The organism is Sulfuricurvum sp. RIFOXYD12_FULL_44_77, from assembly GCF_001830725.1.
GTDB lineage: Bacteria > Campylobacterota > Campylobacteria > Campylobacterales > Sulfurimonadaceae > Sulfuricurvum > Sulfuricurvum kujiense_A.
The window spans coordinates 7495-19893 of record NZ_MIBU01000120.1 but is presented as its reverse complement, the minus strand read 5'-3'; the positions used below and the strand labels follow the sequence as shown (position 1 = coordinate 19893).

General features: G+C 45.3%; 16 protein-coding genes. 7 read left to right on the top strand and 9 right to left on the bottom strand.

Going from position 1 to position 12399, the window contains the following annotated elements:
• The 5 genes from argB to A2517_RS05130 all read right to left on the bottom strand — a co-directional run.
• The coding region (argB, locus tag A2517_RS05150; protein WP_294894804.1) for an acetylglutamate kinase at window positions 1–612 on the bottom strand (612 nt) is incomplete at its 3' end.
• A complete protein-coding gene (locus A2517_RS05145) occupies window positions 596–1510 on the bottom strand; it encodes a tetraacyldisaccharide 4'-kinase (RefSeq protein WP_294894802.1) in 915 nt (304 codons plus the stop codon). The genes A2517_RS05145 and argB, both read right to left, overlap by 17 nt.
• Complete coding sequence (locus A2517_RS05140) at window positions 1507–2625, bottom strand: DegT/DnrJ/EryC1/StrS aminotransferase family protein (protein ID WP_294894800.1); 1119 nt, start codon at window positions 2623–2625, stop codon at window positions 1507–1509. Before A2517_RS05140 ends, A2517_RS05145 begins: the two co-directional genes overlap by 4 nt.
• A 14-nt stretch (window positions 2626–2639) precedes the next feature.
• Window positions 2640–3440 carry an NAD+ synthase gene (locus A2517_RS05135; protein WP_294894798.1) on the bottom strand — a complete coding sequence of 267 codons (801 nt, stop codon included), beginning with the start codon at window positions 3438–3440 and terminating at the stop codon, window positions 2640–2642.
• 60 nt (window positions 3441–3500) lie between these two features.
• Entirely contained in the window at window positions 3501–4313 is an 813-nt protein-coding gene (locus tag A2517_RS05130) for a ferritin-like domain-containing protein (protein WP_294894795.1), read from the bottom strand.
• A gap of 29 nt (window positions 4314–4342) precedes the next feature.
• Here A2517_RS05130 and A2517_RS05125 point away from each other — a divergent pair, with 29 nt between their 5' ends.
• Genes A2517_RS05125 through A2517_RS05115 form a run of 3 tightly spaced genes read left to right on the top strand, consistent with a single transcriptional unit; the run spans window position 4343 to window position 6002 of the window.
• Complete coding sequence (locus A2517_RS05125) at window positions 4343–4606, top strand: GIY-YIG nuclease family protein (RefSeq protein WP_294894793.1); 264 nt, start codon at window positions 4343–4345, stop codon at window positions 4604–4606.
• A complete protein-coding gene (locus tag A2517_RS05120; protein WP_294894791.1) occupies window positions 4591–5355 on the top strand; it encodes a transglutaminase domain-containing protein in 765 nt (254 codons plus the stop codon). The genes A2517_RS05125 and A2517_RS05120 overlap by 16 nt, the downstream gene beginning before the upstream one ends.
• 53 nt (window positions 5356–5408) lie before the next feature.
• A complete protein-coding gene (locus tag A2517_RS05115; protein ID WP_294894806.1) occupies window positions 5409–6002 on the top strand; it encodes an MBL fold metallo-hydrolase in 594 nt (197 codons plus the stop codon).
• On the opposite strand, the gene A2517_RS05110 is transcribed toward A2517_RS05115, so the two are convergent.
• Both A2517_RS05110 and cmoB read right to left on the bottom strand, forming a co-directional pair.
• Window positions 5999–6472 (bottom strand): PaaI family thioesterase, encoded by a 474-nt coding sequence (locus A2517_RS05110; RefSeq protein ID WP_294894789.1) that lies wholly within the window; start codon window positions 6470–6472, stop codon window positions 5999–6001. The genes A2517_RS05115 and A2517_RS05110 overlap by 4 nt on opposite strands.
• A 2-nt stretch (window positions 6473–6474) precedes the next feature.
• Window positions 6475–7368, bottom strand: a complete 894-nt coding sequence (gene cmoB, locus A2517_RS05105) for a tRNA 5-methoxyuridine(34)/uridine 5-oxyacetic acid(34) synthase CmoB (RefSeq protein ID WP_294894787.1) — start codon at window positions 7366–7368, stop codon at window positions 6475–6477.
• A gap of 55 nt (window positions 7369–7423) precedes the next feature.
• On the opposite strand from cmoB, the gene A2517_RS05100 reads away from it, so the two are divergent.
• Both A2517_RS05100 and A2517_RS05095 read left to right on the top strand, forming a co-directional pair.
• A complete protein-coding gene (locus tag A2517_RS05100) occupies window positions 7424–8308 on the top strand; it encodes a cation diffusion facilitator family transporter (RefSeq protein ID WP_294894785.1) in 885 nt (294 codons plus the stop codon).
• Between the two features lie 66 nt (window positions 8309–8374).
• Window positions 8375–8929, top strand: coding sequence for a DUF3365 domain-containing protein (locus tag A2517_RS05095; protein WP_294894783.1), 555 nt, complete (start codon window positions 8375–8377; stop codon window positions 8927–8929).
• Between the two features lie 20 nt (window positions 8930–8949).
• Here the strand turns inward: A2517_RS05095 and rny are convergent, their stop codons facing one another.
• Window positions 8950–10518, bottom strand: coding sequence for a ribonuclease Y (rny, locus tag A2517_RS05090; RefSeq protein WP_294894781.1), 1569 nt, complete (start codon window positions 10516–10518; stop codon window positions 8950–8952).
• Window positions 10424–11068, bottom strand: a complete 645-nt coding sequence (locus tag A2517_RS05085) for a 5-formyltetrahydrofolate cyclo-ligase (protein ID WP_294894779.1) — start codon at window positions 11066–11068, stop codon at window positions 10424–10426. Before A2517_RS05085 ends, rny begins: the two co-directional genes overlap by 95 nt.
• Before the next feature lie 55 nt (window positions 11069–11123).
• Here A2517_RS05085 and A2517_RS05080 point away from each other — a divergent pair, with 55 nt between their 5' ends.
• Window positions 11124–11675: a TlpA disulfide reductase family protein gene (locus A2517_RS05080; protein WP_294894777.1), complete on the top strand. Its 552-nt coding sequence runs from the start codon at window positions 11124–11126 to the stop codon at window positions 11673–11675.
• 3 nt (window positions 11676–11678) lie between these two features.
• Window positions 11679–12399, top strand: a 721-nt coding sequence (locus tag A2517_RS05075) for a signaling recognition particle receptor family protein (protein WP_294894776.1), incomplete at its 3' end; no start/stop codon positions are given.

The window sequence follows — 12399 nt, the reverse complement described above, 5'->3', positions numbered from 1 at the left end:
GGTCATAAAGATCACTTTGCACGCGCCGATAGCCGCCGCGATAGCCGATGCGGCAAGGTCGGCGTTAATGTTGTACCCCGGATGACCGACGATAGGATCACACCCGATAGGGGCGATGACAGGGATAAAACCCTCTTGCAAAAGATTATGGATGACCGAACCGTTGACACTCTCAACCCGACCCGTAAGACCGAATTTTGCTTCGTCTTTGGGCTTGGCACGCAAGAAATGGGCATCTTTGCCGCTAATTCCTATCGCTTTGGCACCGTAGGAGTTGAGGAGTGAGGTGATCTCTTTGTTGATCTCGCCGCTGAGTACCATCTCGACAATCCGCATCACTTCAGGGGTGCTGACCCGCTCACCGTCGATAAACTCGGTCGGGATTTTCAAATCGCTCAGAAGCTGAGAAATACGGCTTCCGCCGCCGTGTACGATCACCACTTTCACCCCGACGAGGTGAAGTAATACGATGTCCTGAGCAAATTTAGCTTTGAGTTCATCAGAGGTTTGCGCTGATCCGCCGTATTTAATGACAACGATCTCATCACGAAACTCTTTGATGAACGGCATCGCGTCCATTAGGGTTTTGACGGTATCAATTTTTCGCTGCATTTACATAATCCTTCACAGTAGTTATTAACGTCTCATCCAACGTTATGGAGAGTTCCAAAACGGACAGGGGGAGTTTAAATGACGACATTTTAACCAAGTCTTTTGAAGTTACCAATAGGCTAGTCGCTCCGGTACGCTCAAAAATCATTTCAAGTTCCCCTTGGGTAAAGAAGTGGTGATCTTCAAAATAAATTTTCTCTGCTACCTCAGGTAAATAGGGATCAAGTCTCTCAGGGCGTGCAATCGCCGTTACCAACACCATTTTTTCGGTTGGTTTTTTTATACTGACGGAGCGTTGGAAAGCTACTCTCTCCATCAATATGATCGCGTCTTTCCCCTTCCATAAACGTTCTCGATACGCTCCGGAGGGTAGGCAAAAAGGGTTTGGCGTAGGAACTGCGATTACAAGATCAAGCTTCTTAATAGAGTGTTTCCCATACCCGTCATCAAGCAATACCACTTCACACCCCATGGCTTTTGCCTCTGCAATCCCCCGCTCTCTGATCTCACTGACAATCACCGTAGCACTGGGAAGAGTCTCTGCATAGAGCATCGCTTCATCGCCGCTTCGAATCACGTCGCACAATATCGTCGATTTATCTTTGACGACAACCATTCCGCTGCTTTGCCGTCCATATCCCCGCAACACAATAGCAGGTTTATCAAAATGCCTTGCCAGTTCAATCACAACGGGTGTTTTTCCGCTCCCGCCGACGGTAAGATTACCGATACTGACGATCGGTATCCCTAACGATTTTGGAACGCTTCGACGATAGCGCAGATACGCACCGATACAATAAATCCAGCTTAGAGGCAAAAGGAAAAGAGAGAGGATTCTTTGGATCAACGAAGGGTGATACAGATACCGTTCACCCCATAGAACTAAAAAACGTTTCAAACGCGTGTAGAAGCTACATCCAAAATTGCGTCACAGATCTCTTCAACCTGATCATCGCTAAGAGCCGCGTAATTCGGGATCGAGAGTACCTGCTGATAGTTGCGAAGCGCTATCGGAAAATCATTAACACGCAATGAGTACTTTGATTTATAATAACTGAGCAAATGGAGCGGTATGTAGTGCAAACCGCACTCGATCCCACGAGCTGAGAGCTCACGTGCAAAAGAGTCACGGTTTTTGTCTACCTTGATGATATACAACGAATAGGGATGTTCGTCATTCGCAATCGGAAGTCTAATGTGAGGAGCATCTGCCAAACGCTCATTAAAAATTTCAGCAATGACACGTTGTCGCTCGATATTCTCATCTTGTTTCTCAAGCTGAATCAATATGGTAGCCGCATCAAGCGGACTCATCATATATTGACTCCCGATATCGACGACATCATAGATATAGCCTAGCCCCTCATCCTCGATCACCATCGCGTGATTGCGGAGTGAGCGCGCACGCTCCATAATATCTTCATCATCACACACCATCATCCCGCCGTTACAAACGTTGCGACGTAAATGGGGGCTGAAATCAAAACAGGTGATATCGGCACCGGTAGAGCCGATTTTTTGCCCTTTATAGGTTGCACCCAAAGCATCCGAAGCATCTTCAACAATTTTAACATCGTATTGTTTTGCCATCGCATACAACCGATCCAACTCGACACTTTGTCCCGCGATATGAGAGACAATTACCGCTTTGAGTTTTTTGGATTTGTTTTCAGCCAAGTAAGCTTCGAGTTTATCCAAATCGATCGTAAAGGTATCGGGATTAATATCGATAAAAATCGGCTCGGCATCGAAATGGCGAACAACTTCTGGAACGGAAGGGTAGGCATTGATAGAACAAAGTACTTTATCACCCCGCTTGAGATCAATCGCCAACATCGCCAAATGCAGAGCCGCAGTACCGTGTGAGGTAGCCAAAGCGTACGTTGCTCCGACATACGATTCAAATGCCGCTTCTAAATCTTCGACAATATTCGGGGCTTCCCCGTCGAACACCTCGTCAATCTTCTCACGTTCATCTCCGCCGACTTCGACACGGTAAAATGGGATACTCATATTCTCTTCCTTTTTTATAGGGTGATATCTCTAGGATAATTAAAATCATGGTTGAGCGTTCGTGACGTCAATTTTGCGATAACAGGCATACGCCGTTTGAATTGATTCTGATAAATTCTTTTTACTATCATACCGACTAATTCAGGGTTTTCGCCATCCGCTATCATCTCTTCAGAGGTATGGCGCTCTTCCACATACCGTTTTAAGACACGATCAAGATCGCTGTAGGGATAGCCGATCTCCGCTTCATCACTCTGCCCTGCCCACAAATCAGCTGAGGGAGGTTTGTCGATAATCGCCTCAGAAACCCCTAAATAGCGAGCCAACTCGAACACTTCTGTTTTATACAGATCGCCGATCGGATTCAGAGCACTCGCCAAATCTCCATACACTGTTCCGTATCCGAGCATCAGTTCACTCTTGTTGCTGGTACCCAACACCAAAGCCCCTTCGCGTGCAGAAATATCAAATAATGTTACCATTCGTAACCGAGCAGAGAGGTTGCCGATCCGCAGCGGTGACATATCGGTGGATTCATACGCACGAAGCATCGGTTCGATACTGTGTGTTTCGGATCGAAGTCCAAATACGTTGCATAGTTCTTCCGCATCATCGAGTGAGTTTTGGGATGAATAGTGTGAGGGCATTTTGATACAAAGGAGATCATCACCGAACGCACGATGTGCTAACACTGCCACGACCGCCGAATCAATCCCTCCGCTAAGACCCACAACCACTTTGTGCAAACCTGTTTTACGGACTTCCTGACTCAGAAATTTACTCAAATACCGGCTGATCAGCTCGTATTTACCCACGTATTAACCTTATTTTTGTATTAACTATTTGTATTATAACTAATTATTTTATCAAAGAAGTCAACATTCGGTTAACGAAATACGTGCCAATTCGTCCTTATCAAATCCCGCCTTTGCTCTCGCGACACAGTTGATATTAATTTTACGCGGAAAGCTCTTAGGATAATGTTTTTCGATGATCTCAAAATAGCTGGAAGTACTTTTACCCACACGTTCACAAGCATATTCAAACCATACGTCCCCTTTACGGACATGATCGATCTCTTCGTCTAAAATCACATGCAACGCCGCGATAATTTTTTGTATCATCGGATCAGACGCATGAGGCTGTAATTTACGTAAAATAAGGGGAGTAGCATCCAAACCGTTGGCTTCAAGATAACGTGGCACTACCGCCATCCGCTCATATAAATCCAAGGTACGCATGGATGCTTCAAACAAGGCATCATGCACCGGATACTCGCCGTAATAACCTCCCAGTTCTTTGAGTAATGATTCAATCATCTCAAAATGGCGCACCTCATCGTCCGCCACAACAAGCCAATCCATCTCAAATTTTTCACCGCAATTACGAAAGCGATACACCGCATCGAGAGCCAAATCGATCGCGCTGTACTCGATATGGGCAATCGCATGGAGAAGGAGAACTTGTCCTTGTGAAGTATTGAGTTTAGTCCGTCTGGGAACCTCTTTGGGATCGATGATCGTACAATGTTCGCGATACGAGGGGTGGGTAAAAACGATAGGCTTAGTTGCGCTATCGCGTGTAATATCGCCGCGACAATAGGCATCGTAAAACTCTCGAAACAGAGCTATCTTCTCACTCGGCGTAGAGGTGGTTAAAAGGGTTTCTAACGTGCTATAGAGTTCCATAAAAGCCATTATATCGTATACTCTCAATTATGAAATCATCCGAAAAAGCCTACACCCTCTATATCCTCAAATGCAGTGACGATACCTACTATACGGGGATTGCCGTCGATATAGAAAAACGGCTGAATGAGCACAACACGTCGGAAAAGGGAGCTAAATACACCCGTTCCCGCCGCCCTGTGATACTGATGTATAGCGAAACGTGCACCGATAAAAGCACTGCACTCAAACGGGAACTCGCGATCAAACGGATGAAACGTGCACAGAAAGAGGCGTTATGGACCTGTGGATAAAAATCGCCCTCATCCTCCTCATAGCAGCACTGGTTTACCGCGAAATCCTCAAATCAGCAGCGCAGCACCATGAACGCCCTATCCAAAAAATAAACGCAAGTTTTACGAGTCTTGTGATGGTAAGTGCTACAGTAGGTGCTTTTACGTACATTGGGATGAAAATGACATGGATCGAAACACGCGATTTGCGCCCCTATATCCCTAAAAACTCTCCCCAAATGGTGAGTCTGTTTGATCGCGGCGTCATTGAACTAGAGGGGATGGTGATCAAAACCAATCTTGCCGAAAAAGGGGAACTCTCCACCCTCGCCGATAAACTGACTAAAGAGTGCAATAGCGATCAAGGATGTGAAGTTCAAAAAATGTTTGACTATGTCACCCATATCCCTTATAAAACTGACTATACCAGCCGTAATGCCAAAAAAGTGGTAGAGAGTAACTGGGGTGATTGTGATGACAAATCCAACCTCTTTGCCTCATTACTGAACGAAAAAGGGTATGAGTATCGCTTTGTCTATGTACCTCATCATGTTTTTGTCATTGTCCACCTAAATGATACCGACGACCTCCCCTTTCTAAGTGCCAGACTTAACATAGAGGGGAAAAACTTCTACTATGCCGAAACTACTTCAGAGGGGGCTAAAATCGGCGAATTCAACGGACAATTCCCTCACTCTTTCGAAGGGATTTATGATTTAGAGAACAATACACCGGTAGAACTCGAGAGTGTCTCTTTCGGAATGAGTTAACGAGAGACAGAGTGCCCGATTTATGCTAAAATATGACTAAAAAAGAGCCTACTATGGAAATCCTCAAACGTCCTATGGGCGACTATCAAACCAACTGCTATATTGTTAAAATTGACGGAAAAGAGATTATCATCGATCCGGGGATGGGGGCAACGGAATGGGTAGTCTCTAATGTCAAAAATCCCGTAGCGATCCTCAACACCCACGGTCATTTTGACCATGTCTGGAGTAACAGTGAACTCCAAAACAAGCTGAATATCCCCCTCTACACCCCCAAAGGGGATGTAATGTTGCTACAAAACAGCACATGGATGCCGGGACTTCCTCCGTCAACTCCCGATATTGAAGTAGACGGTGACCAAACATTCGACATCAGCGGTATCGAAGTGAAATTCCACCATTTTCCCGGCCATTGCCCCGGATGTTCCATGATCGAGATCGGTGATGTAATATTTAGCGGAGATTTTTTATTCAAAAACTCAATCGGGCGGGTTGATTTCCCCTATTCCGATCCAAGTGCTATGAAAGAGAGCTTGAAGAAGTTTTCAAAGATGAGGGGGGATAAAACGCTTTACCCAGGACATGGGGAAGCGACGAGTGTCTATGCGGAACAGCAGCATGTCGCGTACTGGATTCGCTCGATTTAAGGCTCGATATTTTTCAAAAGGTCTAGACGAAGGACATGGCGCTCCGTAACGACCGTTTTGAACTCCCCTTCAAACACTTTAATCTCATGAACGAAGCCGCGAACCGTGACGTTACGCTTTCGACCCTCTTTTTGATGTTCGGTCGCTTCAAACGTAACACTGTCTCCGACTCTCACAGGCGCTAAAAAAAGGCAGTTACATGAGGCTAAGACGACATTGGGCTCATTGACGGCGACCATAGCGGCAAAATCGGCTGCACTGAAAATAAATCCGCCATGTACCAGCCCCACGTCATCGGCACGCATAACTTCTGTCGTATCCAAGACTACTTTTGCGTACCCGCTTTCCAACTTAATAATCTCTCCGCTGTAAACGGTATTGATTCTCTCATGCGTATTCAGTGCCGTTTGCGGACTGATCGCTACTTGAATCATCTCATTCATAATATCTGTCGCTTGCTCTTTAGCCAAAATTACCCTCTTTTAATCCGTATGTATCCCCGCTTGGGTGCAGGGTAGCCCTCTATTGTTTTACTACTATCGGCAGGATCGAGAAAATCTTCAAGGCTTTGCGATTCAATCCAATCGGTTTTACGCTGTTCATCCGATGTCGTGAGTACCGTCCCCAACACTTCAACGGAGGTAAATCCGGCACGGATACACCAGTTTTCAAGAGCTTTAAGGGTCGGAACAAAATAGACGTTGGTGATTTTGGAGTAGCTTCCGCTCGGACAAAGAGCAACAGGTTCCTCACCGTCAATGATAAAGGTATCGAGATAAATCTCTCCCCCCTCTGCTAAACCTTGAGCAAGAGCTTTGAGCATCGCAATCGGATCACTTCGGTGATAGAGGACACCCAGACAGAAAATGACATCAAATTTTTCTTCATAATAGGGCAGATGCTCCACTCCGAGGAGTTCATAGACGATATCACTTTTGACAAAATGGTTGATAAGATCAAACTGCGATTGAAAGAGGGCTGAGGGGTCAAATCCGACCACTTTGGCGGGTGCATCTTCGAGAAAACGGAACATATAATAGCCGTTGTTACACCCGATGTCGGCCACTTTTTTACCACTCAGGTTAAAATGGGGACGGAGGAAGTTGTATTTGAGGTCTGAACGCCATTCGGTATCGATAAAAAGACCGAACAGATCAAACGGCCCTTTTCGCCATGGCATCATAAGGCGGGCAACACGTTCAAGTTCTGCGATATTTACCGTCTCTTTGGTCGTTACTTTTACAGTATTGCCGAGTTCGACAGCAGATTCAATTGTTGGAAGCTGTTGTAGCGCTTCACGCAGCGGAGCGATATTTTTCCATGTCATCCATTTTGAGCGCTCTTGCCGAACCGTATTTAAATCCATCGTGACTCCTCACATTTGTCCTGAAATTTTATCCGTTTTTGGCTAAAATACCCCCATGCGAATAGAAAAAAAAGCCACCCTTATTTCCACTATTGTCGCCTTTTTGTTGGTGACGTTTAAACTTACTGTCGGCATTATCAGCGGTTCTGTTGCTGTTTTAGCCTCTGCTATCGATTCACTCCTTGATATGGTCGTATCGCTCTTTAACTATTTTGCCCTGCACAATTCCGACAAAGAACCGGATGAGAATTTTAACTTCGGCCGCCGAAAACTTGAGCCTCTCGCCGCTGTTATCGAAGGGACTATTATCAGTCTTTCGGCACTCTTTATCCTCTACACCGCCATCTCAAAAATGGTTCAGGGGAGTGTCATAGAGCATTTAGATCTCTCGGTCGGGGTGATGGTGGCATCCCTCGTTATCACGGCTGGGCTGGTTTTCTTTCTCAATCATGTTGCAAACAAAACAGGAAACATGGTAATTGCAGCCGATGCTCTCCATTATAAAACCGATTTACTCAGTAATGGTGCCGTTTTAATCTCGCTCGTATTTATCTCTTTTACCGAATACACGTTTATCGATCCGTTACTCGGGATCGGAATCAGTATCTATATGATCTATTCCGCATTTCCTCTTATAAAAGAGGGGATTCTAATGCTTCTTGATGCCGCGCTCGATTCTGATAGCGTTGCCAAGATTACAAAGCTTTTGAACTCTCAACTCGATATCAACAGCTACCATGATTTACGTACCCGCCGCTCGGGAAGTGATATCTACCTGAGTGTACATATCGTTTTTAGTATCAGCACCTCTTTGTATGATGCCCATATGGTCGGAGATCGAATCGAGTTGGGTCTGAAAAATCTTTTCCCCGAAAACAATGTATACGCCCTTATCCACCTCGATCCGTATGATGATTCTGAAGAAGAGCACTTAAGTTAAACGTATTAGTTAAGAGATACAATATATCCGATAAAATTATTAAAATCATAATATAAGGATATAGTAATGAGACCTTTTTTCGTCATTCCTCTCACTCTAGCTTCCACACTTTTGATCGCATCACCCTCATCGCAAGAGCAAATAGCCCTAAAAGGGAATCAAATTTCAAGTGCATTGCTCCAAAAACTCGGCGGTGAATTAAAAAATCAAATGCAAACCGCCGGTGTTATGGGAGCACTCCATTTTTGTTCTCAAAATGCCCTAACACTGACGGAACAAGTAGCCAAAGAGTCAAAAACATCCATCAAACGGATCAGTATCAACTATCGCAATCCGGTGAATAAAGCAAATGCGGAGGAGACAACTCTTCTACAAGAATGGGAGAAACTGGTTAAAAATGGCCAGCCCCTCCCCTCTCATAAAGTCGTTACTATTTCAGAGAACAGTGCCATGTTTTATAAACCGATTGTGATAAACAATGAAGCGTGTTTAAAATGTCATGGAAATGTCGAGGGGGATTTAGCAAAAGTAATTAAAGCGACGTATCCTGAAGACAGGGCGACCGGCTATAAAATGGGAGATTTACGAGGGATGATCGCCGTAACTATCGAACGCGACTAAGGGGGAAGCCCTTAGTTCTTTTAACGTGCATACTCGATAACTCTGCTCTCTCGGATGACATTCACTTTGATCTCTCCTGGAAACTGCACTTTTTGAGAAATCTCATCGGCAATCTCTCGGGCGATCAATACGGTCTCATCATCATTGACACTTTGAGCACTGACGATGACCCGCACTTCACGACCCGCATTGATCGCGTAAGCTTGTTTAACCCCCGCTTTTTGGGTGGCGATCTCTTCGATTTCGCTTACTCGGCGTAAAAAGCTCTCCAATACTTCCCGCCGCGCACCCGGACGGGCGGCAGAGAGGGTATCGGCCGCACACACCGCCGCACACTCGATACTTTTGATCTCTTCGTGACCGTGATGGGCATAAATAGCATTGATAACCACAGGATCTTCGCTGTAGCGTCGGCATAGCTCGGCACCGATATCGACATGGTTACCGCCGTTATCTTGCGTCAACGTTTTACCGATATCATGAAGCAACCCCGCCCGTCTTGCAAGCTTGATATCTCCCCCCATCTCTGAGGCCATAATTCCTGCCAAATGAGCAACCTCTAACGTATGAGCAAGTGCATTTTGACCATAGCTTGAGCGATATTTGAGTCTTCCGATAAGTTTCATCAGCTCAGGATGAACACCTTGAAGTCCAAGCTCAAAAATGATCTCTTCCCCTTCACGTGTCGTCGCCTCTTCAAATTCATCGCACACTTTTTGGTATACCTCTTCGATACGTGCGGGCTGAATACGGCCGTCTTGGATCAAAAGTTCTATCGTTTTCGTCGCAATTGCACGGCGATAGAGATTAAAACTGCTGACAATGATCGCATTAGGCGTCTCATCGATGATGATATCGACCCCGCTGACCATTTCGAGGGTTTTGATATTACGCCCCTCTTTACCGATAATACGCCCTTTTAGCTCATCATCATCGAGGTGTATAACACTGATGAGCCGCTCTGCCGCATACTCTCCTGCAAAGCGTGAGGTTGCCTGTGCCAAAATATAGTTGGCCTTGCGTTTAAGCAGCTCTTTGGATTGCTCTTCTAATTTGCGTAGTTCTCTCGCTAAATCCAGACGTTCATTCTCACGTATCTGGTCTAATAAAATCATTTTCGCTTCGTTCACCGATAAGCCGGAACGCTGCTCTACAATCACCTTTAACTGTTCACTTTTTTGGCGGTAGTCTTCTTTTAATTTCTCTAAAGCACGCTCATTACGTTCTAAATTAAGCCGTCTGTTTTCAATTGTATTTCGCTCGTGTGCAATCTTCTCTTCTTCACTATGTCGAAGAACTTCAAACTCACGTTCAGCACGTTCCATTTTCTCTTCACGCAAAGAGAAATCTTTTTTGACTTGCTCAGACGTCTCGTCGTACCGTTTTTGAGCCTCTTTTTCGATCTCACGCGATCGTAGTGAAGCACGCTCTAAAATCAGGTGTGCTTCATTTTCAATCGCTTTGGATTTCGCTTTCGCCTGTTCTAAATAGAGATCAAAATGTGAGGCGGTAATCTTTTTTGAAATTAAAAATCCGACTAACCCGCTGATGAGGGCAACTGCGCCCCCTACGAGTAGTTCGTTTAACATTGGTTTTCCTCATGCCCTGAGCCCCGTATGGGGTAATGAGCAGATCTCCTTGCACGTCGTAATCATCACATACATTTTGCGTCGTTTGACACGCGCATGATTGAATAAAAATCGTAAATGGTTTCGTTTTCAGGGTCGGAAAAAATCGATCATACATCCCTTTACCGAAACCTACTCGGCGCAGTGACCCGTCCACCCCTACTACAGGGACAATAGCTACATCTATTAAATTATATTTTCTATACGAATTCCGCGGCTCATAAATCCCAAAAGCTTTACATTCCAACGGGTGCCTAAATGGTACCATTTTGAAACTGACGCCATCCATAAACGGCAAAAATACCTTTTTATCCCGCCGTAGCGATCGAATTGTTTTGCGAATATCGGCTTCAAAACCGATCGGCCAATAGACCAATATCCGTTTTCCTTCCAAAGCTTTTATAACCTGTTGTAATTGCTTGTTAACGGTTGCATCACGAACCTTTTTAGTACTAGGAGAGAGAGACTTGAGCCGATTTAAGCAATGAGCTCGAAAATCACTTTTGGACACTTTTTACCTTTGCTTCGTTATAATCTTCATTATTTTATCTAAAAAAAGGTTTTGTATGCGTTTTTCAACTCTCCTAATCCCTTTACTCTCATTCACCCTTCTTTTTCAAGGATGCAGCGAAGAATCCGAAAATGAAGCCATGGTTTCAACCGCTAGCTTTACCCTTATGGATACCCAAGGCAGAAGCTACAGTGTTGAAAAGCAAGGAACCAACTTCACCCTTGATGCCGGTGATGACAAAGTTGTCCTTTTTGATATCTTCGCCACATGGTGTCCCCCGTGTCAAGCAGAAGTGAAGCACCTTGGTAATTTACAGAAAAAATATGGAGAGGATCTCATCATTATGGGGATCACTATCGAAGAGGATAAAAGTAACGCCGAACTCGAAGCTTTTCGTGAAAAGTTCAAAGGGGGAGATTACCTTATCGCGAATAAGGCCGACAATCAAAATCTCGCTCGCGCCATCGCTTCAACTATCGGAGTAGGACAACAATTCCCGATTCCTCTCATGGTCCTTTATCATAACGGAGAATACGTCACTCACTACGCCGGAGCGACTCAAGAAGAGATTCTCGATCGTGATATTGCTCTGGCATTAGGGAAATAAATTATGTTTTCATTTATAAAAAAAGGGCTTCAAAAAACCGTTGAAGCAATCAGTGCGATTATTCCTGAGAAAAAAGCAACAATTAGTAAAGATGAACTCGAAAATATCCTCCTCGAAGCCGATGTCGAATACGATCTTGTCGAAATCATTCTCAGAGAACTGTATCAAAACGATATTACCCGCGAGCAACTCCGTTCCAAACTTCTAGCAACGCTGAGTTTTGCCCAAAATACTCTCCCCGACAATCCTAATAAACCGACGGTGACTCTCATCATCGGCGTTAACGGTGCAGGAAAAACAACCACCATTGCCAAACTGGCGCAACACCATCTGAACAACGGTGAGCGAGTTATTCTCGGTGCGGGCGATACCTTCCGTGCCGCCGCCATCGAACAACTCACCCGCTGGGCGGATAAACTCGAAATCCCTATCGTCTCCTCCCGCCAAGGGCATGATCCCAGCGCCGTAGCCTACGATACGATCGAATCGGCGAAAGCACGCGGTTTCGAGCAGGTGATCATCGACACAGCAGGACGCCTCCACACCCAAACCAATCTCGGCAATGAGTTGAAAAAAATAGTCCGTATCTGCGACAAAGCCCATACCGGAGCACCGCATCGTAAAATCCTCATCCTCGACGGAACACAGGGCTCTTCGGCGATTGCCCAAGCCAAAGCGTTTAACGAGATGGTAGGGGTGGATGGGATCATCATCACCAAACTCG